This is a genomic window from Nitrosococcus wardiae (assembly GCF_004421105.1).
Classification (GTDB): Bacteria; Pseudomonadota; Gammaproteobacteria; order Nitrosococcales; family Nitrosococcaceae; genus Nitrosococcus; species Nitrosococcus wardiae.
On the sequence record NZ_CP038033.1, the window covers coordinates 2126901 to 2151785 of the forward strand.

At 49.7% G+C, this 24885-nt stretch carries 30 protein-coding genes and 1 tRNA gene; 26 read left to right on the forward strand and 5 right to left on the reverse strand.

What is annotated here, in order from left to right:
• Nucleotides 1-51 precede the first annotated feature (51 nt).
• The 10 genes from E3U44_RS10280 to E3U44_RS10325 all read left to right on the forward strand — a co-directional run bounded on the left by E3U44_RS10280 (nt 52) and on the right by E3U44_RS10325 (nt 9854).
• Nucleotides 52-1215, forward strand: a complete 1164-nt coding sequence (locus E3U44_RS10280) for a 3-phosphoglycerate dehydrogenase family protein (RefSeq protein ID WP_134358046.1) — start codon at nt 52-54, stop codon at nt 1213-1215.
• A gap of 79 nt (nt 1216-1294) precedes the next feature.
• Nucleotides 1295-2380 (forward strand): prephenate dehydratase, encoded by a 1086-nt coding sequence (pheA, locus tag E3U44_RS10285; RefSeq protein WP_134358047.1) that lies wholly within the window; start codon nt 1295-1297, stop codon nt 2378-2380.
• A gap of 22 nt (nt 2381-2402) precedes the next feature.
• Complete coding sequence (gene hisC / locus E3U44_RS10290) at nt 2403-3515, forward strand: histidinol-phosphate transaminase (RefSeq protein ID WP_134358048.1); 1113 nt, start codon at nt 2403-2405, stop codon at nt 3513-3515.
• Nucleotides 3512-4372 (forward strand): prephenate dehydrogenase, encoded by an 861-nt coding sequence (locus E3U44_RS10295; RefSeq protein WP_134358049.1) that lies wholly within the window; start codon nt 3512-3514, stop codon nt 4370-4372. The genes hisC and E3U44_RS10295 overlap by 4 nt, the downstream gene beginning before the upstream one ends.
• A 32-nt stretch (nt 4373-4404) precedes the next feature.
• Entirely contained in the window at nt 4405-5736 is a 1332-nt protein-coding gene (gene aroA / locus E3U44_RS10300) for a 3-phosphoshikimate 1-carboxyvinyltransferase (protein ID WP_134358050.1), read from the forward strand.
• Nucleotides 5737-5754: 18 nt separating this feature from the next.
• Entirely contained in the window at nt 5755-6429 is a 675-nt protein-coding gene (locus tag E3U44_RS10305) for an HAD-IA family hydrolase (protein WP_134358051.1), read from the forward strand.
• Nucleotides 6430-6518: 89 nt separating this feature from the next.
• Nucleotides 6519-7211, forward strand: a complete 693-nt coding sequence (cmk, locus tag E3U44_RS10310) for a (d)CMP kinase (RefSeq protein WP_134358052.1) — start codon at nt 6519-6521, stop codon at nt 7209-7211.
• Nucleotides 7212-7322: 111 nt separating this feature from the next.
• On the forward strand, nt 7323-9005 hold the full coding sequence (gene rpsA / locus E3U44_RS10315) for a 30S ribosomal protein S1 (RefSeq protein ID WP_134358053.1): 1683 nt from the start codon (nt 7323-7325) through the stop codon (nt 9003-9005).
• A 67-nt stretch (nt 9006-9072) separates the two neighbouring features.
• Nucleotides 9073-9363: an integration host factor subunit beta gene (locus tag E3U44_RS10320; RefSeq protein WP_134358054.1), complete on the forward strand. Its 291-nt coding sequence runs from the start codon at nt 9073-9075 to the stop codon at nt 9361-9363.
• A 50-nt stretch (nt 9364-9413) separates the two neighbouring features.
• Nucleotides 9414-9854 carry an Mth938-like domain-containing protein gene (locus E3U44_RS10325; protein WP_134358055.1) on the forward strand — a complete coding sequence of 147 codons (441 nt, stop codon included), beginning with the start codon at nt 9414-9416 and terminating at the stop codon, nt 9852-9854.
• Between the two features lie 16 nt (nt 9855-9870).
• Here E3U44_RS10325 and rpoS read toward each other — a convergent pair whose 3' ends face one another.
• Nucleotides 9871-10803, reverse strand: coding sequence for an RNA polymerase sigma factor RpoS (gene rpoS, locus E3U44_RS10330; protein ID WP_134358056.1), 933 nt, complete (start codon nt 10801-10803; stop codon nt 9871-9873).
• Between the two features lie 286 nt (nt 10804-11089).
• Entirely contained in the window at nt 11090-11428 is a 339-nt protein-coding gene (fdxA, locus tag E3U44_RS10335) for a ferredoxin FdxA (RefSeq protein WP_134358057.1), read from the reverse strand.
• Between the two features lie 213 nt (nt 11429-11641).
• Here fdxA and E3U44_RS10340 point away from each other — a divergent pair, with 213 nt between their 5' ends.
• From E3U44_RS10340 to E3U44_RS10405, 14 genes are all read left to right on the forward strand, one after another.
• Nucleotides 11642-11935 carry a LapA family protein gene (locus E3U44_RS10340; protein ID WP_134358058.1) on the forward strand — a complete coding sequence of 98 codons (294 nt, stop codon included), beginning with the start codon at nt 11642-11644 and terminating at the stop codon, nt 11933-11935.
• Between the two features lie 2 nt (nt 11936-11937).
• Nucleotides 11938-13101 carry a lipopolysaccharide assembly protein LapB gene (lapB, locus tag E3U44_RS10345; protein ID WP_134358059.1) on the forward strand — a complete coding sequence of 388 codons (1164 nt, stop codon included), beginning with the start codon at nt 11938-11940 and terminating at the stop codon, nt 13099-13101.
• A 122-nt stretch (nt 13102-13223) separates the two neighbouring features.
• Complete coding sequence (gene arsC, locus E3U44_RS10350; RefSeq protein ID WP_134358060.1) at nt 13224-13574, forward strand: arsenate reductase (glutaredoxin); 351 nt, start codon at nt 13224-13226, stop codon at nt 13572-13574.
• A 14-nt stretch (nt 13575-13588) separates the two neighbouring features.
• On the forward strand, nt 13589-14188 hold the full coding sequence (wrbA, locus tag E3U44_RS10355; RefSeq protein WP_134358061.1) for an NAD(P)H:quinone oxidoreductase: 600 nt from the start codon (nt 13589-13591) through the stop codon (nt 14186-14188).
• 82 nt (nt 14189-14270) lie between these two features.
• Entirely contained in the window at nt 14271-15080 is an 810-nt protein-coding gene (locus E3U44_RS10360; RefSeq protein WP_134358062.1) for a biotin--[acetyl-CoA-carboxylase] ligase, read from the forward strand.
• Nucleotides 15077-15877 carry a type III pantothenate kinase gene (locus E3U44_RS10365; RefSeq protein ID WP_134358063.1) on the forward strand — a complete coding sequence of 267 codons (801 nt, stop codon included), beginning with the start codon at nt 15077-15079 and terminating at the stop codon, nt 15875-15877. The genes E3U44_RS10360 and E3U44_RS10365 overlap by 4 nt, the downstream gene beginning before the upstream one ends.
• Before the next feature lie 66 nt (nt 15878-15943).
• Nucleotides 15944-16015: transfer RNA gene (locus E3U44_RS10370), tRNA-Thr, on the forward strand.
• A gap of 47 nt (nt 16016-16062) precedes the next feature.
• Nucleotides 16063-17175, forward strand: coding sequence for an AI-2E family transporter (locus E3U44_RS10375; RefSeq protein WP_134358064.1), 1113 nt, complete (start codon nt 16063-16065; stop codon nt 17173-17175).
• A gap of 74 nt (nt 17176-17249) precedes the next feature.
• A complete protein-coding gene (locus E3U44_RS10380; protein ID WP_134358065.1) occupies nt 17250-18062 on the forward strand; it encodes a sulfurtransferase in 813 nt (270 codons plus the stop codon).
• An 8-nt stretch (nt 18063-18070) separates the two neighbouring features.
• A complete protein-coding gene (gene cpdA, locus E3U44_RS10385) occupies nt 18071-18880 on the forward strand; it encodes a 3',5'-cyclic-AMP phosphodiesterase (protein ID WP_134358066.1) in 810 nt (269 codons plus the stop codon).
• A gap of 63 nt (nt 18881-18943) precedes the next feature.
• Nucleotides 18944-19357 (forward strand): NUDIX domain-containing protein, encoded by a 414-nt coding sequence (locus E3U44_RS10390; RefSeq protein ID WP_134358067.1) that lies wholly within the window; start codon nt 18944-18946, stop codon nt 19355-19357.
• Nucleotides 19358-19409: 52 nt separating this feature from the next.
• Nucleotides 19410-19655 carry a DUF1244 domain-containing protein gene (locus E3U44_RS10395; RefSeq protein ID WP_134358068.1) on the forward strand — a complete coding sequence of 82 codons (246 nt, stop codon included), beginning with the start codon at nt 19410-19412 and terminating at the stop codon, nt 19653-19655.
• Nucleotides 19656-19890: 235 nt separating this feature from the next.
• Nucleotides 19891-20661 carry a flagellar motor protein PomA gene (gene pomA, locus E3U44_RS10400; protein WP_134358069.1) on the forward strand — a complete coding sequence of 257 codons (771 nt, stop codon included), beginning with the start codon at nt 19891-19893 and terminating at the stop codon, nt 20659-20661.
• A 9-nt stretch (nt 20662-20670) separates the two neighbouring features.
• Complete coding sequence (locus E3U44_RS10405; protein WP_134358070.1) at nt 20671-21519, forward strand: flagellar motor protein MotB; 849 nt, start codon at nt 20671-20673, stop codon at nt 21517-21519.
• A gap of 1 nt (nt 21520) precedes the next feature.
• Here the strand turns inward: E3U44_RS10405 and yqeC are convergent, their stop codons facing one another.
• Both yqeC and E3U44_RS10415 read right to left on the reverse strand, forming a co-directional pair.
• Nucleotides 21521-22285 (reverse strand): selenium cofactor biosynthesis protein YqeC, encoded by a 765-nt coding sequence (gene yqeC, locus E3U44_RS10410; protein WP_240761380.1) that lies wholly within the window; start codon nt 22283-22285, stop codon nt 21521-21523.
• A 2-nt stretch (nt 22286-22287) separates the two neighbouring features.
• Entirely contained in the window at nt 22288-23388 is a 1101-nt protein-coding gene (locus tag E3U44_RS10415; RefSeq protein ID WP_134358072.1) for a WD40/YVTN/BNR-like repeat-containing protein, read from the reverse strand.
• Nucleotides 23389-23498: 110 nt separating this feature from the next.
• Here E3U44_RS10415 and E3U44_RS10420 point away from each other — a divergent pair, with 110 nt between their 5' ends.
• Nucleotides 23499-23735 (forward strand): CDGSH iron-sulfur domain-containing protein, encoded by a 237-nt coding sequence (locus E3U44_RS10420; protein ID WP_134358073.1) that lies wholly within the window; start codon nt 23499-23501, stop codon nt 23733-23735.
• Between the two features lie 45 nt (nt 23736-23780).
• Nucleotides 23781-23972 carry a hypothetical protein gene (locus E3U44_RS10425; RefSeq protein ID WP_134358074.1) on the forward strand — a complete coding sequence of 64 codons (192 nt, stop codon included), beginning with the start codon at nt 23781-23783 and terminating at the stop codon, nt 23970-23972.
• 93 nt (nt 23973-24065) lie between these two features.
• On the opposite strand, the gene E3U44_RS10430 is transcribed toward E3U44_RS10425, so the two are convergent.
• A complete protein-coding gene (locus tag E3U44_RS10430) occupies nt 24066-24857 on the reverse strand; it encodes a ferredoxin--NADP reductase (protein ID WP_134358075.1) in 792 nt (263 codons plus the stop codon).
• Nucleotides 24858-24885 lie beyond the last annotated feature (28 nt).

The following is a 24885-nucleotide window of genomic DNA, read 5'->3' on the forward strand; positions in this document are numbered from 1 at the left end:
AGCCGGGGTTGTTGCCCTATTCATTAAAATTAGGGGGTAGCGGATAGCTGCATGTATAAAGTACTCACATTGAATAATATTTCCATTGTAGGTTTGGAACGTTTGCCGCGGGATCAGTACGAAGTGGCCTCTGAGATTCAGCATCCAGATGCGATCCTGGTGCGTTCCCATAATATGCACAAGATGACTATTCCGCCCACCCTAAAGGCGGTTGGGCGTGCCGGTGTCGGGGTTAATAATATTCCTGTGACGCACTTGAGTGAGCGGGGTGTGGCGGTGTTCAATGCCCCCGGTGCCAATGCCAATGCGGTCAAAGAGGTGGTGCTAGCGGGTCTCTTGTTGGCCGCCCGGAATGTTTGTCAGGCCTGGGAAGCTGCTGGCGCCTTAACCGGAACCGATGAAGAGATTCACCGGCAAGTTGAGGCCCAAAAAAAACGCTTTGTGGGGATCGAGTTACCGGGGCGGACCTTGGGCATTGTTGGTCTAGGAGCAATTGGTGTTCAGGTAGCCAATGCCGCCTTGGCACTGGGGATGCGGGTGGTAGGATATGACCCTCAGATCACGGTACAACGGGCTTGGGCGCTTTCCGCGGAGGTGGAACAGGCCACTAGCCTGGACCATTTACTCTCCCAAGCCGATTTCCTCTCCCTCCACGTTCCCTTATTGGAAGCCACCCAAGGTTTGATTAATCGGGAACGGTTAAGAAGCATGAAGCCAGGGGCGAGGCTTCTCAACTTTGCACGGGCGGAAATCGTTGATGAAGGCGCTGTGGTTGAGGCCATAACGGAAGGTAAAATTGCGGCTTACGTTTGCGACTTTCCTAGTAATCGCTTGAAGGAGCACCCCCAGGTGATTGCTCTGCCCCATATTGGGGCTTCCACTTATGAAGCTGAAGAGAATTGTGCCGTAATGGTGGCGGAGCAGATTCGTGAATTTCTGCAAAATGGTAATGTGCAAAATTCGGTCAATTTTCCGGAGGCGATGTTACCTCGCACAGAAGGCTGGCGGCTTGCTATTGCCAATGCCAATATCCCTACCATGGTCGCGCAAATCTCTACCCATCTGGCTGAAGGGGGACTCAATATCATCGATATGCTGAATAAGTCGCGGCGTGATCTGGCCTATACACTGGTGGATGTTGATCGTCCTATCCCAAAGCATCTAATTGAGGGAATCAAAGCGATTCAGGGGGTGCTATCGGTAAGGGCCTTGTAATCAAGGGGGAATACTTTGAGCGGGACTTATTTTGTGCCTCTTGGTTTTCTAAGGTCCTATCATCAGCTTTTTAACAACCATGGACGATAGTCAACAATTGCAGCAAGTCCGGGCACGCATAGACGCTTTGGACGAGCAAATTCAGCGTCTTCTTAATGAGCGGGCCGAGCTTGCTCGTCAGACAGCACAGATAAAACAGGCCGCGGGTTTAGGGGAAAATTGTTTTCGCCCAGAGCGGGAAGCAGAAATTTTGCGGCGTGTTATCGCCCGCAACCCGGGGCCGCTCAGTGGCCAAGAAATGGCACGTCTGTTTCGGGAGATTATGTCGGCTTGCCTTGCCCTTGAAACGCCCCTGATGATTGCGTATCTGGGTCCGGAGGGAACTTTTACTGAGGCCGCAGCGCTTAAGCACTTTGGCCACTCAGTGAAAACCCGGCCGCTTATCGCCATTGATGAAATTTTCCGTGAAGTGGAGGCAGGAACAGCCCACTATGGGGTCGTCCCGGTAGAAAACTCTACGGAAGGGGCGGTAACCCACACCTTAGATCAATTTTTAATTTCGCCATTACAGATTTGTGGCGAGGTGGAGTTACGTATCCACCACCATCTGCTTAGCAGGAACAAGGCCCTTACTGAAGTGAGCCGGTTATATGCCCACCAGCAAACACTGGCCCAGTGTCGAGAGTGGTTAGATGCTCATCTGGCAGGATGTGAGCGCATTCCAGTGGGCAGCAATGCAGAAGCTGCACGGCGGGCGGGGAATGAATCCGGCTGCGCTGCCATCGCTAGCGACCGGGCCCGCGAAATCTATGGGCTCCAGGCTTTGGCGACCAATATTGAAGATGAGCCAGGAAACACCACCCGTTTTCTGGTGATTGGTTCCCAAGCGGTGGTCCCCAGTGGAAATGATAAGACCTCTTTGCTGCTCTCGGGACCGAACCGCTCTGGTTTGCTGTATGATTTGCTACGCCCTTTGGCAGATAACGAGATTAGTATGACCCGACTGGAATCTCGCCCTTCACGGCGCAAGCTTTGGGAGTATGTGTTCTTTATTGATGTGGAAGGGCACATGGAGGATCCCAAAGTCGCCACCGCTCTGGCCACTCTTAAAGACCAGGCCTCCTTTCTCAAGTTACTAGGTTCCTACCCGCGGGCAGTCATATAAATATTTGAAGGTATCACAGTTTATGACTGAAAGCTTATTTTACCAGCTTGCGCTGGCTGGAGTACGAGGACTGACTCCTTACCAGCCGGGTAAACCCATTGAAGAGTTGGAACGGGAGTATGGGGTGCGGGGTGCAGTTAAGTTGGCCTCCAATGAGAACCCGCTGGGTCCTAGCCCTTTGGCAATGGAAGCAGCTTCTAAGATACTTGGGGAGAGCGCCCGTTATCCCGATGGCAATGGTTTTGCCCTTAAGGCTGCTCTTTCCCAACACTTGGGGGTTTCAGCGGATCAGATTACTCTAGGCAATGGCTCCAGCGACTTATTGGAGTTTGTGGCTCGGGTGCTGGTGTCCCCTGAGCATGAAGTGGTCTATTCTCAATATTGCTTTGCGCTCTATCCTTTGTTGACTCAAGTTCTGGGAGCAAGGGGGCAGGCTGTGCCGGCAAAGAATTTTGGTCATGATCTAGAGGCCATGGCCAAAGTAGTCAATGAACGGACACGGTTGGTTTATATTGCCAATCCTAATAATCCTACCGGTACTTGGTCGCGGTCTGATGAGCTGGAAGCTTTTCTCGCTGCCATGCCGGAGCACGTCCTGGTGGTGCTGGATGAGGCCTATTATGACTATGTGGATGAGGCTCAATATCCCCACTCCTTGGCCTGGCTTAACCGTTATCCTAATTTGATGGTGACTCGTACCTTCTCTAAGGCTTATGGCTTGGCCGGTTTGCGCATTGGTTATGGGGTGTCTCACCGGGATTTAGCCGATTTGATGAATAGGGTTCGACCTCCCTTTAATGTCAACAGCTTAGCTTTGGCTGCGGCCACTGCCGCAGTGCAGGACCAAGGACATTTACAGCGCAGCCGGGAGGCGAATCGTGCTGGAATGGCACAGTTAACGGCGGCATTTAAGGCTTTGAACTTAGAGTATATTCCTTCGGTGAGCAATTTCGTAACCGTCGATGTGGGTCAACCGGGGGAGAAGGTTTATGAAGCCCTCCTGGGGCAGGGGGTAATTGTCAGGCCCATGGCAGGATATGGCCTACCGGGGCACTTGCGGGTAACGGTGGGGCAAGAGGCGGAAAACGCGCGTTTTATTCAAGCCCTTGAGGCCATTCTCAAGGAGCCCCGGTGATCCAACGTCTCTGCGTTCTTGGGGTCGGATTGATTGGGGGGTCTTTGGCCTTAGCCCTTAAGCGCTCAGGGGCAGTAAGCGAAGTGATTGGCTATGAAAAGGACCCACTTTATAGAGCTAAGGCGCTTTCCTTGGGTATCATCGACCGGGCTGAAGTTTGTCTTGCAGAGGCACTCAGGGGGGCAGAGGTGGTCGTTTTGGCTGTGCCACTGGGGGGCATGGAGGGACTATTTCAACAAATGGCTCCCCACTTGAAACCAGAGATGGTGGTGACTGATGTGGGTAGCGTCAAGGGTAGCGTGGTCACAGCCGCCCGTGCTGAATTAGGGACACGAATTGTGGACTTTGTGCCAGGCCATCCTATCGCTGGCACAGAAAAAAGTGGTCCGGAGGCCGCTTTTTCCGACCTATTTTGTCTCCATAAGGTGATTCTTACTCCTTTACCTGAGAATCGCCCTGGGGCGGTGGAGACGGTCAGGAGGATGTGGCATCAGGCCGGCGCTGAGGTCGTTGAAATCAGTAGTGCTTATCATGATCAAGTGTTGGCAGGGGTTAGTCATCTTCCCCATGTATTAGCTTTTGTCCTAGTGGACCTGCTAGCTAAGGTAGGGGAACCGCAAGACACTTTACAGTTTGCCGCTGGGGGGTTTCGGGATTTTTCTCGCATTGCCTCTAGCGATCCTACCGTATGGCGGGATATTTGTCTTGCCAACCGGGAGCCTTTGCTCGCGCTTTTGGATCACTTTGAGGCTGAACTTCACACTGTAGGCGAGGCCCTTCGCCATGGTGACGGAGGCAAGCTGGCAGAGATCTTCGCCCGGGCCAAGGCTGCTCGAGATACCCATTATAACGCTTGAGGGAGAGTATTATGGGATGCAGGGACAATAGCATGCAGTCTATCGAATTATCACAAGATTCTATCGCCTTCATTGTTGAGCCTGGGGGTTCTCTGGCGGGTCGGTTGCGGGTTCCGGGAGATAAATCCATCTCCCATCGGGCCATTATTTTTGCCGCTTTGGCCGAGGGCATCACTGAAATTACAGGTTTTCTGGAAGGGGAAGATACCCTGGCAACCCTCCAGGCCTTTCGGGCTCTGGGAGTCAATATAGAGGGGCCTGAGGGAGGGCGGGTCAAAGTCCATGGGGTAGGGTTGCAGGGGCTGCAGGCGCCGGAGAAACCCCTCTATCTAGGTAATTCGGGAACTTCAATGCGGTTGCTTGCCGGTCTTTTTGCTGGGCAACCCTTTGATGTCACCCTGGTGGGGGACCAATCTCTTTCCCGCCGCCCTATGCGGCGAGTCTGTGATCCTTTGACCCGGATGGGGGCCTTGATTGAAGCGGCGGCCCAAGGTACCCCTCCCTTGCACATTCATGGTGGGCAGTCTCTGCAGGGGATTGAATATGCCATGCCGGTGGCTAGTGCCCAGGTGAAATCCAGCTTGTTATTGGCCGGCCTTTACGCTACTGGACCCACTTCTGTCATTGAGCCTGCTCCGACCCGGGATCACACCGAGCGAATGTTAATGGGCTTTGGCTATCCAGTAGAGCGAGAGGGGGCAAAAGTTTGCGTCAACGGGGCAGGAGTATTGCGGGGTACTGCAGTTGAGGTTCCCGCCGATATTTCTTCGGCAGCCTTTTTTATGGTGGGCGCCGCGATTAGTCAAGATTCAAACATTTTGCTGGAGCATGTGGGGATCAACCCAACCCGGACAGGGATCATTGATATCCTTCGGCGTATGGGCGCGCAAATTGAAATAGAGGAAACCGGGATCGTCGGTGGCGAGCCGGTAGCGACGATCCGCGTCCGTGCCAGTCGGTTGCGGGGAATTAATATTCCTGAAGATCTCGTCCCCCTAGCAATCGATGAATTCCCGGCCTTGTTTGTCGCTGCTGCCTGTGCCGAGGGTGAGACTGTGTTGACGGGCGCTGAGGAACTGCGAGTCAAGGAAAGCGACCGTATTCAAGTTATGGCTGATGGCCTGCAAGCGTTGGGGATTTCTGCCCAGCCGGCACCGGACGGAATTATTATCCAAGGAGGGGCGCTGCAAGGGGGAGAAGTCCATAGCCACGGTGATCACCGCTGTGCGATGGCCTTTGCTATGGCTGGCTTGGCTGCTAAGAAAACAGTGACTATTCACGATTGTGCCAATGTGGCGACCTCTTTCCCAGGGTTTTTGGAGCTAGCCTCAGGTGCTGGCATGACAATTCGCTGCACTGAATAAATTAAGCATTCAACTTTCATGTTACCTTACAAATTGATAGTTTTTGATTGGGACGGAACCTTAATGGATTCGGAAGCCCGTATCGTCGCGAGCATGCGCGCGGCCATCCGTGATCTTAACCTTCTCCCTCGTGAGAATGAGGCTTTACGGAATGTGATTGGCTTAGGCTTACAAGAGGCTTTAGCCACGCTTTATCCGGAGGGTGACCGATTAATAAAAAGCGCCTTGGTCGAGCGCTATCGCCACTATTATCTGAATGCGGATCCAACCCCTAGCCAACTCTTCGAGGGGGTGGAACTGTTATTGGAAAAATTGCAGGAGCAGGGGTATTTAATGGCCATTGCTACCGGCAAGGGGCGTATCGGCTTAGATCGGGTATTACCTGAGGTTGGTGTTGCCCATTATTTTTGTACCAGTCGCTGTGCTGATGAAACAGCGTCAAAACCCCACCCTCGCATGCTAGTGGAGATTATGGCCCAGGCAAAGGTCACAGCTAGGGAAACCCTGATGGTTGGCGACACTGAATATGACATGCTTATGGCGAAATACGCAGGGACCGATGCTTTGGCTGTGAGTTATGGCGTTCACGAAAAAATCCGCTTGCAACGCTGTAATCCCATTGATTGTGTCGATTCAATCGAGGCATTACAAGGCTGGTTGCTAAAGTCAGTTCCTAAGGCCCATGTTAAGTGAACTATGGGCGATAAAAGGTGACGGGATTCCGGCAATGACTATCTACGCGGCTTACTTTTTTGGCGCTTCTCGCCTTAGGGGCCATGAACATGGGGGAGGGTAAAGAAATCCCTGTAATTACAATAGATGGGCCTAGTGGTTCAGGGAAGGGCACTTTGGCGCAGCAATTGGCTCAGCATTTAGGATGGCACTATTTGGATAGTGGTGCTATATACCGTGTTTTGGCTTTAGCAGCGAGCAAGCACGGCATTACACCAAATGATCCTAAAAGGCTAAAAACTTTGGCCCAGCATTTGGATGTCCGGTTTGTCTCGGCACCAGAGGGCGCTTCGGCACGAGTGTTTCTAGAAGGCCTTGATGTGAGTGACGCTATCCGCAGCGAGGACTGCGGTAATGCTGCTTCAAAGATTGCTGCTTTGCCTGAAGTCCGAGAAGCTTTGCTGAGGCGGCAACGGGCTTTTCGCAAAGCCCCAGGATTAGTTACTGATGGGCGGGATATGGGGACAGTGGTGTTTCCAGAGGCAACGTTGAAAATTTTTCTTACTGCGAGCCCGCAAGAACGTGCCCGGAGACGTTATAACCAGTTGAAGGAAAAAGGTGTAGATGCTAATCTGAATTGCTTAGAGAAAGAAATTGCTGAGCGGGATGTACGCGACTGTGAACGTAATGCTGCACCGCTTAAGCCGGCTGATGATGCTATAATGCTGGATTCTACCAAGCTTGCTATTAGGGATGTATTCCAGCAAGTGCTATTGTGGTTGCCGAACAAGTTATGTAATTAGGGTTGTCCGAGGTATTTTATGCCACGGGCCAAGATAGACAATTGCTCCGCAAGTTGCGGGGTATTAACTGGTTGGTAGGGATATCTGCTAACCAAGGGTTTTGGTGAGTCAATGGGCGAAAGCTTTGCAGAGTTGTTTGAAAAAAGCCAGGCGAATACGCCGATGGCGCCGGGCTCTATTGTGACGGGGACCGTCATGGAAATTCGTCCCGACGTGGTGATTGTCAACGCCGGATTTAAGTCGGAGGGGGTTATCCCTGTTGAGCAATTCCGCGACGAGAAGGGAGATCTGAGTATCTCTGAGGGTGATTTAGTCGAGGTCGCCTTAGAGTCTGTTGAGGACGGTTTTGGTGAGACCCGCCTTTCCCATGAAAAGGCCAAAGCAGCTCGGGTTTGGAACGACCTTGAGAAGGCCTTTGAAGCCGCTGAGACCGTCACAGGGATGCTCACTGGCAAGGTCAAAGGGGGTTTCACGGTAGATTTAAACGGTGTCCGGGCATTCTTGCCGGGATCGTTGGTCGATGTCCGTCCGGTGCGCGATACTGCCTATCTTGAGGGCAAAGAGCTTGAATTTAAGCTTATCAAGTTGGATCGTCGGCGCAATAATATTGTAGTTTCTCGCCGAGCGGTAATGGAAGCTGAGTACAGCGCAGAACGAGAGGCCCTACTCTCTAGTTTGGAGGAAGGTAAGACAGTCAAGGGTATCGTCAAGAATCTGACTGATTATGGTGCCTTCGTGGACTTGGGGGGGTTAGATGGGCTACTCCATATTACGGATATGTCCTGGAAACGGATCAAGCATCCTTCTGAAGTCGTTAATATTGGCGACGAGATCACCGTTCAGGTGCTCAAATTTGATAAAGAACGTCAGCGTGTCTCCCTCGGCCTCAAACAGATGGGAGAAGATCCTTGGAAAGATTTGGCGCGGCGCTATCCTGACAATACCCGCCTCTTTGGCAAAGTCACCAATGTGACAGATTATGGCTGTTTTGTGGAGATTGAAGAGGGAGTAGAGGGGTTGGTCCACATGTCTGAGATGGATTGGACCAATAAAAATATTCACCCCTCAAAGCTCGTTCAAGTGGGCGATGAAGTTGAGGTGATGGTGCTCGACATTGATGAAGAGCGCCGCCGTATTTCCTTGGGGATGAAACAATGTCAGCCTAACCCTTGGGAGGAGTTTGCCCAGAAATATAATAAAGGTGATCACGTCGTTGGTGAGATCAAATCCATTACTGATTTTGGTATTTTTGTCGGTTTGGAAGGCGGCATTGATGGCCTGGTTCACCTCTCGGATATTTCCTGGTCGGCCTCTGGTGAGGAGACAATCCGTAATTATAAGAAGGGCGATCAAGTTGAAGCGGTGGTTCTCGCTATTGATCCGGAGAGGGAGCGTATTTCTCTGGGAGTCAAGCAGCTCGAAGAGGATCCCTTTTCCAGCTATATTGCTGCCCGTTCTAAAGGCAGTATAGTCAAAGGAACTGTCAAGGCGGTTGATGCTAAGGGCGTGGTTGTTGAGCTGGCTGAGGGTGTAGAAGGGCAGTTGCGGGCTTCGGAGATTTCTCGTGAGCGAATAGATGATGCCCGTAATTTTCTTAATGTTGGTGACGAAATAGAGGCTAAATTTACCGGTATCGATCGTAAGAATCGAGTGATTACTATCTCTATTCGCGCTAAGGATGAAGAGGAAGAGGCGGAAGCTATTAAGGAATACTCAGGAACGAGTGCCGCTGCTTCAACAACATTGGGGGATATCCTGAAGGAGCAGATGGAAAGGCAAGAAGAGGAAAGTTAGCGGATTTTTTTGCTAAGGTTAATTGTGGTTGCATCCGGTCCTGGTGTGGCTTTGGGAGTGTAGTATTATGACCAAGTCGGAGTTAATTGAAAGACTCGCCCAGCGTCAGGCGCTTTTGTCTTATCGTGATGTAGAGCTAGCGGTTAAGACACTGCTAGAGTCGATGAGCCAGGCTTTAGCGCAAGGTGAGCGCATTGAGATACGGGGGTTTGGAAGTTTCTCATTGCATTATCGCCCACCGCGGACCGGGCGCAACCCAAAGACTGGTGATGCTGTGCCATTGCCCTCTAAATATGTTCCGCACTTCAAACCGGGTAAAGAGTTAAGAGAGCGGGTGGATCGTAGCGCTCATGCTTAGTTTTGGTTTTGGTAGATTCAGTAACTTAGGAGAGATATTAGCAACCGCTTATGAAGTTTAGTCTGGATGAGAGGCTAGATGTTTATACGGTAAGCGCCTACGGTCTTGGGTATGTGGAGTTTAGCATACCGACCTACCTTGAAGAAGATGCTGAACTTTTGAAAGAAGGGTTAAATCCGAATGAGGGGCGGCAAAAGGTATCCCAGAGTGTTGTGGTTTTGCCGGGCCAATTGCAGAAATGGCCTCCCGCCTCCTTTTCTGAGCTAGAAAAGTCCCATTTTCAATCTCTCCTAGAGCTGAAACCAGAAGTGGTGGTGGTCGGGACGGGGGAACGGTTGCGCTTCCCTGCCTCCTACCTGGTAGAGCCTTTATTAAGGCACCAGGTAGGAGTGGAGTTCATGGATACTGCAGCCGCTTGTCGGACTTATAATATCCTTGTCGGTGAAGGGCGCCGGGTAATTGCAGCGCTATTAATGATTACTAATGGTTAAGTTGCTCTAGATCGATTTATTTGAATAAGACCTCGACTGAAATCCCTTCTTTAGCCATGATACGGCGCAGTCGTTTGAGGGCTTCGAGCTGAATCTGGCGAACCCGCTCTCGAGTCACGCCAATGGCTTGACCCACCTGTTCCAAGGTTTGTGACTCGTAACCTTGGAGACCAAAGCGTCGAACAACGACTTCTCGCTGTTTGTCATTGAGTTGGCTCAACCATAATTCAAGGCGGGACTGCATATCGTCATTTTGCAGTAAAGTGGTCGGGTCAGGTGTTCCCTCATCGGGTAAGGTATCGAGCAAGGTCTTTTCTTGGTCACTTCGGTAACCTGTATCCATCGAAGCAATATTGTCTTTAAGGCTCCACATGCGCTTAATTTCTTCGACGGACTTATCTAATTGCTGGGCTAGCTCTTCGAAGGTCGGATCATGCTCTAATTCTTGCGCGAGTTTACTGGCTACCCGCTGATAACTCTTGATTTCCTTTACTACATGGACGGGCAAACGCACGGTGCGGGTTTGATTCATGAGCGCCCGTTCAATAGTTTGCCGTATCCACCAAGTGGCATAAGTAGAGAAGCGAAAGCCCATCTCTGGATCAAATTTCTCGACCGCGTGAATTAAGCCTAAGTTGCCTTCTTCGATTAAATCAAGGAGTGCTAATCCTCGGTTCATGTAGCGCCTTGCAATCTTAACGACAAGTCGCAGATTGCTCTCAATCATGCGCTTACGCCCAGCGGAATCTCCTCTTTGAGCAAGGCGCGCATGGTAGACTTCTTCTTCTGCTGTCAGCAAAGGTGCGAAGCCAATTTCACTTAAATAGAGGCGTGTAGCATCAAGCTCTTGATCGTTGAAGGATGAGCTTTCCTGCACGTCTTCAGGATCGATGGGTAACTGCTGGGGTGCAGGCTCCAGCAATAATGTCTCGGATTTGCTTGTAGACAAGGCGTTTCCCCCTATTTCACTGCGGACGTGCCCGGTGCCCACATTTTTTGAAGGTTAATACCATGTGTAGACAACGAGCCCGTCCCTAACTGAGAAAAATTACAAGAAGCCGTTTACATATCCTTAGCTATCATTCATGCCGCTGCTAGTGGTGATCTAACAGCCTGATATTGAATTGACAGCATCACCTTCATTGGATGTATAGAAACGGTTTATGATTTCTTCTTATGGTAACCTCAGTATTCAGTGGATGACATAGGGAGAATCCCTTAATGGGAGTTCAACACTACTTCTCTAAGTATTGCAGTTTGTCTTCAACCTCTCCATTCTTTATACGATCCCATTGGTCCGCATCAGATGGGGGTTCCTTGCTTTCGGTAATGACTGGCCAACTTTTTGCTAACTCGGCATTGAGTTTTAGATAATTTCGATGTTCTTCAGGCAAATCATCTTCGGAGAAGATGGCCTCGGCCGGACATTCCGGTTCGCATAACGTGCAATCAATGCATTCCTCTGGATCAATGACCAGAAAATTAGGGCCTTCATGGAAGCAGTCGACGGGGCAGACTTCAACGCAGTCGGTATATTTGCATTTGATGCAGTTTTCAGTTACCACAAATGTCATAAGGACTCTCTCCTCTCAGCACAGCATTTCGTGTCCGTGTTCTGAGATTCACTAAAGATTAGTAAAGAATTTTATAGTGTTGCTTGTACTCAACGATAACATCAATATTTTAATCTCAATTTCCGACCCTGACGAGACCAAAACATTGCGCAGTTTATTAAAGAATTCAGGTATGATGTATGGCTTGGGCCATAGTGTCTATGTGGAGGAGGCATGCGAAGACTTTTTTATTTCTTAATTTTTATTGTGGTTTTTGTCCTAGGGCTTACCTTTGCAGGGCGTCATGCTGAGCCGGTCATGATTGATTATCATTTTGGTCAGCTGCATGTTCCCTTGTCTTTGCTTCTAGCGCTTATTCTAATGGTAGGAGCGATACTCGGCATGTTCGCGAGCTTAGGTACCATCATGAAGTTGAAGCGTGAGAATGGGAGGCTGCGTAAATCAATTAAGTGGGTTGAGAAAGAGAATGCCAACCTAAGGGCGATTACTGTTAAGCATGAGCAATAAACGTGGTCGAGTGGTTGTTGCTCCTTTTGCCCGTGGCAGCAGCCTCGGGATGGCTAGCGGGTAAGCGTAGTGCAGAAGCAGCAAATAGGAACAGCCATTCCCAACTAAACTCTGCCTATTTTGCTGGCTTGAACTACCTGCTAAATGAGCAACCTGATAAGGCCATTGACACTTTGCTTGATGTTTTAGAGGTGGATAGTGATACGATAGAGCCCCATTTGGCTCTAGGTAATCTGTTTCGTCGCCGGGGGGAGGTTGGCCGGGCAATTCGGGTTCACCAAAATCTTGTTGAGCGGCCTTATTTAAACAATTCGCAGAGAGAACAAGCCCTTTTGGAGTTAGGGTTGGATTATATGCGTGCGGGAATGTTAGATCGAGCTGAGAGTCTGTTTCTTGAGGCCCTTAAGCGAAAAAGCCACATAAGCATTGCTTTACACCAGTTGCTTGATATTTATCAGCAGGAAAAGGACTGGCACCAGGCCATTGCCATCGCTCAAAAACTCCATGAGGAAAGTGGTGAGGCTACGGAGTCCATGATCGCTCATTTTTATTGTGAACTTGCTGAGCAGCGATGGGCTCAGAAACAAATAATGGAAGCGACTCAATTTATCAAGCAAGCCTTGGCTTCAGATTGGCGCTGTGTTCGTGCTACCCTGCTACAGGCTCGTTTGGCAATGGAGCAAGGCGATTATAAGATGGCTATTGTCTGCTTGCGGCGGGTAGAAAGCCAAGATTCAGACTATTTGTCAGAGATATTAAAACCCCTTTCGGAGTGCTACCAATGCCTTGGCCGTCAAGGTAAATTTTTTTCCTGGTTATCTGAGGCATTAGCGCGCCATCCAGGGAGTACGCCGTTAATTTTAGCTCGGGCGGCATACCTTCAACGACAGGGGGAGCAGGAGAAGTCCCGCCGCTTCTTAATTGAGCAGCTTAGGAGGCATCCTTCTGTTGAAGGTCTCCAGCAATTGCTGGCTTTGGGGATGCCAAAAGATATTAAGGCTGTCTTAGAACCTTGGTCTTTGATAGAAGAAGTAACCCGTCATTTGCTAAAAGCCAAATCGAATTATGTTTGTTGCTTTTGCGGGTTTAGTGGCAAATATTGTTATTGGCAATGCCCAAGTTGCAAACGGTGGGGAACTGTCAAACCCTTTATTGTGGACATTTAACCTGAAGCAAAGCAGCCATTATGGATAACGATAGCCTCTAGGATTGAATAAAATATTTGCAGTTTAATCTGGAGCCATGGCCGAGTTTAGCTTCGATCGATAATAGAGATAGGGAGAATACGATGTCTCAGGTCACTATCTATCATAATTCTCGGTGCAGTAAGTCCCGACAGACGCTGCAATTGCTTCGGGAACGAGGCATAGAACCGGTGGTAATTGAATACCTTAAAACGCCTCCAACGCCAGAACAATTATCGGAAATTCTCCGGTTGTTAGGTAAAAACCCAAGGGATTTAATGCGCCAGAAGGAGCCTGAATACCAAGATAACGGACTTGATGCTCCGAATCTTTCCCAGGAGCAACTTATTGCGGCCATGTGTGCCCACCCCATTCTTATTGAACGGCCTATCGTGTTAGCCCATGGTAAGGCGGCAATTGGACGGCCGCCAGAGAAAGTACTTGAGATCCTTTAAAGGTGGTGTAGTACATGCCTGAAATTCTTATCCTTTATTACAGCCGCTATGGTAATGTGGCAGCAATGGCTGAGCGGGTAGCTCGGGGAGTGGGGGAAGTGGAGGGTATGGAGCCGCGATTGCGAACGGTGCCGGCGGTCTCTACTGTCTGTGAGGCAGTAGAAGATACGATACCCTCGAGCGGTCACCCTTATGCGACTCTAGATGACTTGCGTGAGTGCGCAGGGCTAGCTTTGGGGAGTCCAACCCGGTTTGGGAATATGGCAGCTCCTCTTAAATATTTTCTTGATAGTACCAGCTCATTATGGCTTTCAGGGGCTTTGGCAGGCAAGCCTGCTGCCGTTTTTACCTCAACTTCTAGTTTTCATGGTGGGCAAGAATCCACCTTGTTATCCATGATGATTCCCTTGCTTCATCATGGCATGCTGTTATTAGGACTGCCCTATACCGAGCCAGCACTGATGAATACTAAAGATGGGGGCACGCCCTATGGTGCTAGCCATGTTGCCGGTGCAGATAATGAATTGCCGTTGAGTGAGAATGAGGCTATTTTATGTCGAGCGCTAGGGCGGCGGCTAGCGGAAACAGCGACCGCATTGGCGCCAATCCAGTGAAGGGTTAGCTTGACTTTAGCTTGGATGTAGGCTGTGTCAAAATGCGCTTTGTGTTTTGCTGTTAAGGAGCCAAGGGAATCTCTTGCAAGCGGGTATCATTCCTCTTAAACCGCAATTTATCCGGGCAGCCATGGGGGAGGATAGCCTAAAATGGCTGTCACGGTTAGAGATTCACACAGAATTGGATTCGACTAATCATTATCTATTAGCTCGAGCGAAGGCGGGCACTAATAGGGGGGGGGTCTGTTTAGCCGAGACCCAATCAGCGGGTAAAGGACGGCATGAACGTCCCTGGATATCACCTCCAAGTGGTAATATTTATCTTTCGTTGCTATGGCACTTTTCTAAAGGCCCACAGTTTCTATCCGGTCTGAGTGTGGCTGCTGGAGTGGCTGTGTTGCGTGCCTTGGAAAACCAAGGCCTCACTACAGCTGGCCTTAAATGGCCTAATGATGTGGTTTGGGATGATCGGAAATTGGGTGGTATTCTGGTGGAGTTGTTACCCAAGGGGGAGATCACAGGTGCAGTAATAGGGGTAGGGATCAATGTGGATATGCCCGTTTTCTATCGAGAACGGTTAGATCAACCTTGTGCTGATTTACGGGAAGCCCTCCCAGACCAGCCTATAGATCGTAACCAATTGGTTGGGCGACTGATCCATCATCTCTTGTTAGTGATGTGTAATTTCGAGAGTCAGGGGCTAGGTGATTGTCTTGAGGACTGGCGTAAATGGGACGTCTGTTATCAGCGTGAAGTCTATTTATACATGGGTAATAGAGTAATCAGCGGTATCGCATGGGGTATTGATGAGAAGGGGGGATTGTTGTTGCGAGGAGAAGAGGGGATGTCATGCTACCTCTGTGGTGAAGTGAGCTTGAGGCCAGTCAAGTGATTTTATTAGTGGATATTGGCAATAGCCGGATTAAATGGGCTCGGTTGGATGGCGGTAAGCCTGCTGATGTTAAGGCTATGGTACGGGGCAAGACCGGTATCAAGCGGGTTCTTTCTAAAGCTTGGAAAGGTCTTGAAGGTGTCAACCGGGTTGTGGTCGCTAATGTTGGAGGACCAAAAGTTGCAGAACAACTGAAAGAATGGTCGCAAAATCAATGGCAAGTCGTGCCTGAATTTTTGACCTCACGTAGTAATGGTTATGGGATACGCAACGCCTACTCAAAGCCTGAGACCTTGGGGATAGATCGTTGGTTAGAGCTAGTGGCTGTGCGTCAGCGTTATCGGGGTAGCGCTCATAAGGGAGCAATAGTTATTGTTGATTGTGGCACCGCAATTACTATTGACGTGCTTGCCACTGATGGTAAACATCTAGGAGGGTTGATTGTCCCCGGTCTGACCATGATGCCTAAATTGCTGGCAGATAATACTGCAGGAATTGATGAAACTGCCGAAACATTGGAGTACTCGCTCCTTGCCAGTACGACTAGTACTGCAGTGAATGCGGGCGCATTGTATGCGGCTATTGCCTTTATTGACCGTGTTAGCATCGATGTGGCGGCCGAAGTGAGAGGGGATCTCAAGCGCGTTATCACGGGCGGGGATGCTCCTCGAATGTTGCCATTGTTGCGGGATAAATATGAACACCTTCCAGATCTCGTGTTGTGGGGTCTTGCGCGAGTGGCTAGGGATACTTCAAAAGTAAGGCGGGAAGCAGATGTCGATTGCGCAACTCAATAAATTTTTTTAAAATGGTAGAATTATTTTACCCTCCTTTGAACTAGTCACCTCTCTTTAGTAATCATAGCCGGGTTAGCACAGTGGTAGTGCAGCGGTTTTGTAAACCGAAGGTCGGGGGTTCAAATCCCTCACCCGGCACCGCTACTGTCCTATTCTTGATCTTTATTTGATTTTTTATTGTTGATATGCGCCTTATTCGCGATTGGTTTCAGCGTCATTTTGCCGATCCCCAGGTAGCGGGTCTGGCTATTTTGCTGGCTGCCGGTTTTGTCACTGTGGTCCTTATGGGGCGCATGTTGGCGCCGGTGCTTGCGAGCCTAGTGATTGCCTATCTGCTAGAGGGAATCGTGGGATATATGGAGCGGTGGCACTGTCCTCGCTGGTTAGCTGTAACCTTGGTGTTTGTTACCTTTATGGCCGCTTTGTTTTCCGTGATATTCGGTCTACTCCCCTTGCTCTCACAGCAGCTAACCCAGTTTTTCCAGCAGCTACCGACGATGATTGCCCGGGGGCAGGAACTTTTGTTGAGCCTACCGGAACATTATCCGAATTTATTTTCCGAAGAGCAGGTTTATGACTTGATGAGCGCAATTCGCTCTGAGCTTGCCCAATTAGGCCAAAAAGTCCTTTCTTTGTCCTTAGCTTCAGTGATGAGTCTGATTACCCTTGGGGTGTATCTCGTCATTATGCCCTTGCTGGTATTTTTCTTCCTCAAGGATAAGGTTCGGCTTATCGGTTGGTTCAAGCAATATCTTCCACGGGAGCGGAAACTCGCCGCTCAAGTGTGGCATGAGGTGGATTTTCAAATCGGCAATTATGTGCGGGGTAAATTTCTTGAGATCCTGATTGTCTGGATGGTGAGTTTCATCACCTTCTCCCTTATGGGTTTGCAGTTTTCTATGCTGCTGAGTGTATTGGTGGGGTTGTCGGTAATTATTCCTTATATCGGCGCGGTGACGGCCGCCTTGCCAATAGCTTTCGTCGCCTATTTCCAGTGGGGATTTAACGCTGAGTTTGCTTACCTGCTCGGTGCCTATGGGATTATTCAAGCCTTAGATGGTAATGTTTTAGTGCCTTTGCTGTTCGCTGAGGTGGTAGATTTGCACCCGGTAGCCATTATTGTAGCTATCTTGGTTTTTGGAGGGTTTTGGGGATTTTGGGGAATCTTCTTTGCGATTCCGCTTGCTACGCTTGTGCAAGCGGTGCTTAAGGCCTGGCCCGACCTTCCTCCTTCAGAGGCATCCGCTACCCTAGCCGTTGATTGCCCAGGAGGGTCTTCTTCCGAGAAGATGATTTAGGTTCTTTCTCGCTTCAAACTGCCGTTTCTAGGATAATGGGTTTTAATTGATTAAGTAGGCTCCTGGAGGTATAAATGGCAATGTTCCCCATGCTTTTGCAGCCTGATGAGTTAGAGCGGCGGCTGAATGACCAAAACTTGCTGATTATTGACCTTTGCAGTGAAGAATCTTATCTCTCGCGCCACGTGCCTGGGGCGGTGCACTTGGATTATGCCCATATTGTAACAGCTCGCCCTCCAGTGATGGGGCTTTTGCCCGATGAGCACCGTTTAAGTCGAGTGCTCTCCCATCTAGGGTTTACCCCAGAGAGCCATGTCATTGCCTATGATGCGGAGGGAAATGGCCGCGCTTCTCGCTTACTTTGGACTCTAGAAGAGCTAGGACATGAGCACTTTTCTCTGCTTGATGGTGGTTTAAAGGCATGGCTAATCGAAGGACACCCGCTAAAGGAAGGGTGGGAAAATCGACCGTCTAGCCACTTTCACGGGCACTACCAGGGCAAAAAGGTAGCAGACAAGGACTATCTTTTGGCCCATTTATTGGATCCCAATGTAGTAATCCTGGATGCCCGTTCTCCGGCGGAATACCATGGTGAATATGTCCGTGCTCAGCGTGGCGGCCATATTCCAGGGGCTGTGAATTTTGAATGGACACGGGCCATTGATCAGGAGCGTAATTTGCGTTTTAAGTCGATGGATGAATTGCGGTCGAGTCTGGAAGCCCTGGGCGTTACCCCTGATAAGGAAATTATTTGTCATTGCCAGACTCATCATCGTTCGGCCCACACCTGTATGGTATTGAAATATTTAGGGTATCCACGAATCAGAGGGTATCCCGGTTCTTGGTCAGAGTGGGGTAACGACCCGGATACTCCCATCGAGGTGTAGAGCAAGCAATGGTTGCCCCAGGTGATTGGGAGGTCACAAATAACCCTAGCCAATTTGTTAGGGTGATGCAGCTCACGGATTCCCATTTGCTGGCCGATCCAGGTGCGCTGTTATGGGATAATTTAAATACCCGCAGGTCGATGGTTGCTGTCTTTAAACACATTCAACAACAGCGCCATCCCGGGGATCTGGTGGTGATTAGTGGCGATATTGCGGAAAAGGCCGAACCGGAAGCTTATCGATGGCTGTTGGAATATTGCCAAGATTTAGAGCTGCCTGTGTATTGCCTTCCTGGGAATCATGACAATCCAGCGCTCATGGGTGAAATCTTAAATGATGCCAATGTTAGCACTGAGCCCTTAATCACATTCGAGAGTTGGCAGCTTATCCTCCTCAATTCTATAGTGCCTCGTCAGCCTAATGGACACTTGGGCAAGGGCCAATTAGATTTTCTTAACCGCAGTCTAGCTAGTCGCCCGGATTTAAATACGCTAGTTTTCCTTCACCATCCCCCGGTGGCTATAGGTAGCTCCTGGATGGATGCCATGGGATTGGATAATGCGGTGGATTTTTTTGCCGTTTTGGACCAGTATCCCCAGGTTCGAGGCATCGTTTGGGGTCACATCCATCAAGAGTTTCATACTGAGCGCCACGGTGTTCAATTATTAGGCAGCCCTTCTACCTGTGTCCAATTTGTCCCTGGCAGCGAGCATTTCCAACTGGACCAGCTGGGACCAGGTTATCGTCGGCTAGTTTTGTTCCCTAACGGCCAGATTGAGACTCAGGCCTATTATGTGGAGCACTTTGGTTTTTCTTAATCAAGAGCAGGCAGTAAACCTGGGTATGGACAAAAAGGAAGTGGAGAGAGGTCCTGTAGGGGTATGTCTGAGACAACTTATTTTATAGTGGCAGTGGCGGTGTTCCTGTTCCAGGGCAACCGTTTTCTTGCGCTACGGCGCAGTACTTCCAAAGCCGTGGCTCCCGGGGAGTGGGAAGTAATTTCTGGTAAAGTTGAGGGAGGCGAGCTACCCCATGAGGCTGCTCGGCGGGAAACCTATGAAGAATCAGGAATGACGGTTGCGTTAGATGACCGGCCTGTTACTGCTTATCAAGCTAATTATGGAGGGGACCCGATGATAGTATTGGTCTATCGTGGAAAGGGAATAGATGGGGAACTTCGCCTTTCTAATGAGCATCAAGCTCAGGCTTGGGTAACGGAGGATGAATTTGCTCAACTGTGCTCCTATGGGGAGCTTGTGGATGCGGCCCGCCGGGCCGCCAAGCTGCCCTGGTAAGGTTTGGGGACTGAGTGCATGAAGGTATGGAAATGCTGGAGGAGAAAGAAAGATGGATGAAAAGAGCCGGTTAGAAGTTGAAGCGGCTGTGTTTCGCCGCTTAGTGGAGCATTTTCAGGAACATACCGAGGTTCAGAATATCGATGTGATGAATTTGGCCGGCTTTTGTCGAAATTGCCTTGCAAAATGGTATCAAGCGGCGGTCGAGGAACAGGGTGGACACCTATCTTATGATGAAGCGAGGGAAATTATTTATGGTATGCCTTATGAAGAGTGGAAGGCGAAATATCAAAAATAGCTCGTTTTGGAAAAATTTTTTAGGGTAGTAATTTTCCTGTACTCTCATCCTATCCTGGTAGGGTGCTACTTTTCATGTTTGCCTTCGCTCTCTATCCCAACCCCTTGGTTTATCTCAGGCAATCTTAATTTACTGAGTCAGAATTAAAAATTTCCCGATCTTGACCGATAGACCTCGTGAGTCGTGGGGCATCTTCTCACTGCGCTTGTTTCAACAATGAGGGAGGTATATCGGCGTGGATTTGGCCACCCTGCTTGGCTTAATTAGTAGCTTTGGGGTTGTGGCTGGAGCCATTTTATTGGGCTCTAGCGTGCTCGTTTTCTTCAATCCGCCCTCTCTTTTGATCGTCTTAGGGGGGACTACAGCTGTAGTGCTCATGAAGTTCTCCCTCAGCCAGTTTTTAGGTTCCTTCAAGGTGGCTATGAAGGCTTTTGTGTATAAGGCTGATAAGCCGGAAGAGATTATTAAACAAGCCTTAGAGATGGCGAATACAGCCCGAAAGGATGGGTTGTTAGCTTTAGAAAGTTGGGATATTAAGAATGAATTCATGAAAAAAGGGGTGACCTTGCTAGTAGATGGTCACGATCCCGAAATGGTGCGCCGGGTGTTGATGGCTGAGCTGCGGCAAACCCTACAGCGTCATGATTTGGGACAGAAAATTTTTAGGGCCATTGGCGAAGTGGCGCCGGCCATGGGTATGATTGGCACTTTGATTGGTCTCGTACAGATGCTTTCTTCTATGGATGACCCAAAAAAAATTGGCCCGGCTATGGCCGTTGCCCTGCTGACCACGCTCTATGGTGCCATGATTGCTAATATGGTGGCGCTGCCGTTCGCCGACAAACTCGCCCTGCGCAGTAATGAAGAACGGCTTAATCGCTCCATAATCATTGAAAGCATCCTGTCGATTCAACAGGGTCACAACCCGCGGGTATTGGAAGAGCTGTTGCTAACCTTTATGCCAGGTTCTAAGCGCCACAATAACAATGGAGAAAAGAAGAGCTGATCGGAGGAGATGGAACAGGACTTGATTGCGGCCGAGAGCGAACCGCAGGAGGAAAGGTCAGGTGCTCCGGCATGGGTAGTTACACTAGCCGATCTTATGTCCCTGTTAATGAGTTTTTTTGTGCTGCTTTTGTCCTTTTCAGAGCTAGATTTGCAAAAATACAAACAAGTCGCCGGCTCCATGAAGTTTGCCTTTGGGGTGCAGCGGGAGATTAAAGTTAAGGAACCCCCTAAGGGTACGAGTATTATTGCCCAGGAGTTCAGCCCTGGTCGTCCCCGTTTCACTCCCTGGGATGATATTCGTCAGGATACTATTGATGAGACTAAACAAACGCTGGATTTTTCTGAGGCGCGTATCCGGGATACGGAAGCAAAGGTGGCCGAGCTTCAAGATATGCTCCAAAATGAAATCGACCAGGGGCTGGTTGTCTTAGAGAGAATAGGTGAGCAAATTGTCATTCGTATTCAGGAGAAAGGTTCTTTTCCCTCGGGAAGTGCCACCTTTAGCCAGGACTTTAAACCCGTTTTAAATAAAATCCGCATTGTCCTAAAAAGGATTGAGGGTAAAATTGTTGTCGCGGGGCATACGGATAATTTGCCTATTCATACTTCTCGCTTTCGCTCTAATTGGGAATTATCGACAGCCCGAGCAGTTTCTGTGGTTCATCATCTCTTTGCTACCGATGAAATTGCCCCTCAGCGCTTCGTTATTGCAGGTCATGCCGATACCCAGCCGCTAGCGCCCAATGATACTACAGAGAACCGAGCTCGCAATCGGCGCATAGAAATCACTATCATGCCAAGTTCAAGCTCAAATAATGAGCAGTTCTCGGTAAAGGAACTGATGGATAAGCCATGAGTTAGTGACGGCGAATTACCCCTACTAAGGGATTAGGTAGATTCATACAGGCCAGTACCACGCGGTCAAAGCGATCGGTAAGAGTTAACGCTATTTCTGCCACGGCTATTCCTTGTTTTTCCCATGCTGGCTTATCTACCATATTGATTAGAGGAACTATTTTTGCTCTACCTACTCCTTTTAATCCCCCTTGAGGGCTTGCTAATAGCCTGGCTAGGTGGACGGGCTTTAGGATTTCGCCGGCTTTAATTCCGATGATAGTTTCAATGTTCTCTACGCGGTGGGCAATTTTCTCCGATAAAGGTTGACCGATGGCAAGCACAGAAATCACGGGGATCACATGGGTAGCCTCATCGGGGATCACCGGTTCCTGTGCTCCTGGGGCCTTAAGCCAACGGCTACGCGCTCCATCAGCCTTGACTAGACTGACGTCAAAGCCGGCTTGTCGATGGATCATTCCAACTAAAGAAGGGGAGATACCGGCTAAACGCCCTTTTTTTATTGAAGGTTGAGCATAGGCAATCAGGCGGTGGGTTTGGGCCGCTGTGCTGACTAGGGTAAGAAGCAGTTTTTCGTCGGTAATGATTTGATAAGCAGAGACTTTGTTGGGGAAAGGTGGAATATGGGCGGTTGAGGTAATTCCTATCCGACCTGGATGGAGCATTGCTAAGCGATAAAGGGTAGTTTTTTTACCTCCCGCGCCTACCAAACAGACGATACCACGCCAGGCTTCCAGGGCATCTAGCAATGAGTTGGGTTTACTCATTATCATGTTTCCACTATTGCGGCTTTTACCGACAGTATACGGGGTAGGAATCCGGCAATCAGTTCCCAGCGTTCGCCGTTATCGCGGCTTTCAAACAGGTGGCCGCTGGAGGTCCCGAAGTAAACCCCATTGGGGGATAGACCGTCACAATCCATAGCCTCACGTAATACGGTGACATAGACATGTTCTTGGGGAAGGCCATGGGTCAAGGGTTCCCAGTTAGCGCCGCCATTGTTGCTGCGGTAGACGCGGAGCTTGCCATCGACCATGGTGCGTAAGTGGCTACTCTGTTCGGGGATGACATACACCATATCGGGATCTTGAGGATTCACCACGATGGCATAGCCGAAATCACTAGGAAGTCCCTGGTTTATCTCAATCCAATGGTTTCCTTGGTCGTCGCTGCGGTAGGTTCCGTTGTAGCACTGCCGATAAAGGCGATCAGGTTGTTTAGGATGCAACACTATTCGGTGTACATTATGGCCTACATCAGGATAGTGTTGAGGAAGGTTTTCGGCACGAACGCCCCGATTAATGGGGATCCAGCTGGCACCGGCATCATCATAGCGAAAGACTCCGCCTGCCGAAATGGCACAATAGAGGCGACGAGGAGTGCGGGGATCAATATAGATGGAGTGAACTGCAAATCCCCCCCGGGCGGGTTCCCAACGATCTCGGCTAGGATGTTCATTGAGACCCGGCAAGGGCTTCCAGTGGTGACCGCCGTCTTGGCTTATAAATAGTCCCGGGGGATCGATTCCGGCATAAAGCACCTGCTCCTGCGTGGGATGACCTGGAGCCAAGTACCAGATGGCTTTTAGGCTCTGGGCATAAAGCCCTTGGCGATGGTGGGGGACATAGGAGAGCACTTTCCAATCATAGCCGGCATCGTGGCTGTGATAAATATGGCAGCCCCAAATAGGATGGTTAACGGCGGCATAAGCATGTTGATGCATTCTTGGATCCATCCAGGCATGTAAGATCTCATAGCCTGCAATAAGGGGTCCCTCAATTTTCCAAGCATTGCGGTTTAGTTCCGTGCTAATACGAAAAAGGCCTTTTTGGGTGCCCACCAAAAGCACCAACTGACTAGGGCTGCTCATTGAATTAGTCTTATTCATCGCCGCTATGGATCTATAATACTGAGTCCTTTACACTGGAGAGGATGTCAAGATTCTGAATTTCAGATTGCCGGAGCAAGAGGAGAATTTCCATGGCAGAGCCTTTTATCGTCCAGAAAAAGCCATTTGTTGTGACGCTTGACCCCGGCGACTATTGGTGGTGCGCCTGTGGGCAATCTAAAAACCAGCCTTTTTGTGATGGTTCTCATAAAGGGACTGGTTTTACGCCAGTAAAGTTTAGTTTATCCGAACAGAAAAAGGTTGCTTTGTGCGGTTGCAAGCATACCGGCAACAAGCCCTATTGCGATGGTACCCACTCAAAGCTTTAAAGAAGTTAAGTTTTAAATTGTAGGAAATGGGGAGGATAAATCTAGATGGAAGCGGCGAGTACCTGGGAAGTGCTTTTGCTTGGCCTGGTAGCGATCTTGGTTATCCTGTGGTTTCGACCCGGAATTAGGGGTGCGTTCCAGCATGCGGAGCAGGTAAAAGAGAAGGATTGGAAAGGGTTCCTGATCCCCATTGCGCTAGTCGCCCTATTTGTGATAATCCTGCTGGCTATTGCTTAGCTGGTACCTGATAGGGGGGAGGTGCCTCCGCGGGTAGATTTGCAGCAAACCCCTCCCGCTGCAATGATAGGGTTAATTACCCCTACCACAATTTTACCAATATCTTTCTACGGAAATCTGCCCAGGGTCCCGCCGGCGGTTTTCCTTAAGGCCCCGTTCCTTAAGGAGGGCCGTGGTGTCGCGGACCATATCCGGGTTTCCACAGAGCATCACCTGGGATGATCCCGCTTCGATGGTAAGTCCCGTGTATTGGGCCATACGGCCATCGGCGATAGCGGTAGTAATGCGCCCGCGAATAGCACCCTCATAACCTTCCCGGCTGACTAAGGGGACCATAGTAAATTGCTGGGGGTGCTGTTGGCGAAGGGTCTCAATGAGATCCTGATAGGTCAGTTCCTCCGCAGTGCGCACTGAATGTGCCAAGACAATACGAGAAAAGCGTTGCCAGGGCTCTTCGGTTTGGAGGATAGAGAGGAATGGCCCAATGGCCGTTCCCGTGGATAGCATCCAGAGGTTGTCGGTAGTTTGAATTTGTGAAAGGGTGAGAAAACCCGCTGCCTTACGAGAGACCCAAACAGGATCATTGGGTTCTAATTTGACAAGGCGATTCGAGAGTGGACCATCCGGAACCGTAATGGAGTAAAATTCCAGATAGTTTTCCTGGGGGGAGTTCACAAAAGAATAGGAACGAGCTACAAATTCGTCATCAATAACCAAACCCAGGCGGCCGAACTGTCCTGCCTCAAAGGGCTCTACTGGGGCTTCCACTCGGAGTGAATAGAGCTGCTCAGTCCAGTGGTGATTAGCAATCACGCGCCCTTCAACCCACCTCCGGGGATCTATCGAGGCTTTCGTTTTTGGAGTTTCCGTCGTTGGTGTAGGCATAATTTCTATTATTACCCGAAATATTATC

What these genes read in the sequence shown, in the direction of transcription:
- E3U44_RS10280 (WP_134358046.1), top strand. Translation starts at nt 52, where the DNA reads ATGTATAAAGTACTCACATTGAATAATATTTCCATTGTAGGTTTGGAA.
- cmk (WP_134358052.1), top strand. Translation starts at nt 6,519, where the DNA reads ATGGGGGAGGGTAAAGAAATCCCTGTAATTACAATAGATGGGCCTAGT.
- aroA (WP_134358050.1), top strand. Translation starts at nt 4,405, where the DNA reads ATGCAGTCTATCGAATTATCACAAGATTCTATCGCCTTCATTGTTGAG.
- wrbA (WP_134358061.1), top strand. Translation starts at nt 13,589, where the DNA reads ATGCCTGAAATTCTTATCCTTTATTACAGCCGCTATGGTAATGTGGCA.
- hisC (WP_134358048.1), top strand. Translation starts at nt 2,403, where the DNA reads ATGACTGAAAGCTTATTTTACCAGCTTGCGCTGGCTGGAGTACGAGGA.
- E3U44_RS10380 (WP_134358065.1), top strand. Translation starts at nt 17,250, where the DNA reads ATGGCAATGTTCCCCATGCTTTTGCAGCCTGATGAGTTAGAGCGGCGG.
- E3U44_RS10340 (WP_134358058.1), top strand. Translation starts at nt 11,642, where the DNA reads ATGCGAAGACTTTTTTATTTCTTAATTTTTATTGTGGTTTTTGTCCTA.
- E3U44_RS10425 (WP_134358074.1), top strand. Translation starts at nt 23,781, where the DNA reads ATGGAAGCGGCGAGTACCTGGGAAGTGCTTTTGCTTGGCCTGGTAGCG.
- E3U44_RS10405 (WP_134358070.1), top strand. Translation starts at nt 20,671, where the DNA reads ATGGAACAGGACTTGATTGCGGCCGAGAGCGAACCGCAGGAGGAAAGG.
- E3U44_RS10305 (WP_134358051.1), top strand. Translation starts at nt 5,755, where the DNA reads ATGTTACCTTACAAATTGATAGTTTTTGATTGGGACGGAACCTTAATG.
- E3U44_RS10430 (WP_134358075.1), bottom strand. Translation starts at nt 24,857, where the DNA reads ATGCCTACACCAACGACGGAAACTCCAAAAACGAAAGCCTCGATAGAT.
- fdxA (WP_134358057.1), bottom strand. Translation starts at nt 11,428, where the DNA reads ATGACATTTGTGGTAACTGAAAACTGCATCAAATGCAAATATACCGAC.
- E3U44_RS10325 (WP_134358055.1), top strand. Translation starts at nt 9,414, where the DNA reads ATGAAGTTTAGTCTGGATGAGAGGCTAGATGTTTATACGGTAAGCGCC.
- rpsA (WP_134358053.1), top strand. Translation starts at nt 7,323, where the DNA reads ATGGGCGAAAGCTTTGCAGAGTTGTTTGAAAAAAGCCAGGCGAATACG.
- cpdA (WP_134358066.1), top strand. Translation starts at nt 18,071, where the DNA reads ATGGTTGCCCCAGGTGATTGGGAGGTCACAAATAACCCTAGCCAATTT.
- E3U44_RS10415 (WP_134358072.1), bottom strand. Translation starts at nt 23,388, where the DNA reads ATGAGCAGCCCTAGTCAGTTGGTGCTTTTGGTGGGCACCCAAAAAGGC.
- yqeC (WP_240761380.1), bottom strand. Translation starts at nt 22,285, where the DNA reads ATGAGTAAACCCAACTCATTGCTAGATGCCCTGGAAGCCTGGCGTGGT.
- E3U44_RS10320 (WP_134358054.1), top strand. Translation starts at nt 9,073, where the DNA reads ATGACCAAGTCGGAGTTAATTGAAAGACTCGCCCAGCGTCAGGCGCTT.
- E3U44_RS10390 (WP_134358067.1), top strand. Translation starts at nt 18,944, where the DNA reads ATGTCTGAGACAACTTATTTTATAGTGGCAGTGGCGGTGTTCCTGTTC.
- pheA (WP_134358047.1), top strand. Translation starts at nt 1,295, where the DNA reads ATGGACGATAGTCAACAATTGCAGCAAGTCCGGGCACGCATAGACGCT.
- E3U44_RS10420 (WP_134358073.1), top strand. Translation starts at nt 23,499, where the DNA reads ATGGCAGAGCCTTTTATCGTCCAGAAAAAGCCATTTGTTGTGACGCTT.
- E3U44_RS10395 (WP_134358068.1), top strand. Translation starts at nt 19,410, where the DNA reads ATGGATGAAAAGAGCCGGTTAGAAGTTGAAGCGGCTGTGTTTCGCCGC.
- E3U44_RS10375 (WP_134358064.1), top strand. Translation starts at nt 16,063, where the DNA reads ATGCGCCTTATTCGCGATTGGTTTCAGCGTCATTTTGCCGATCCCCAG.
- arsC (WP_134358060.1), top strand. Translation starts at nt 13,224, where the DNA reads ATGTCTCAGGTCACTATCTATCATAATTCTCGGTGCAGTAAGTCCCGA.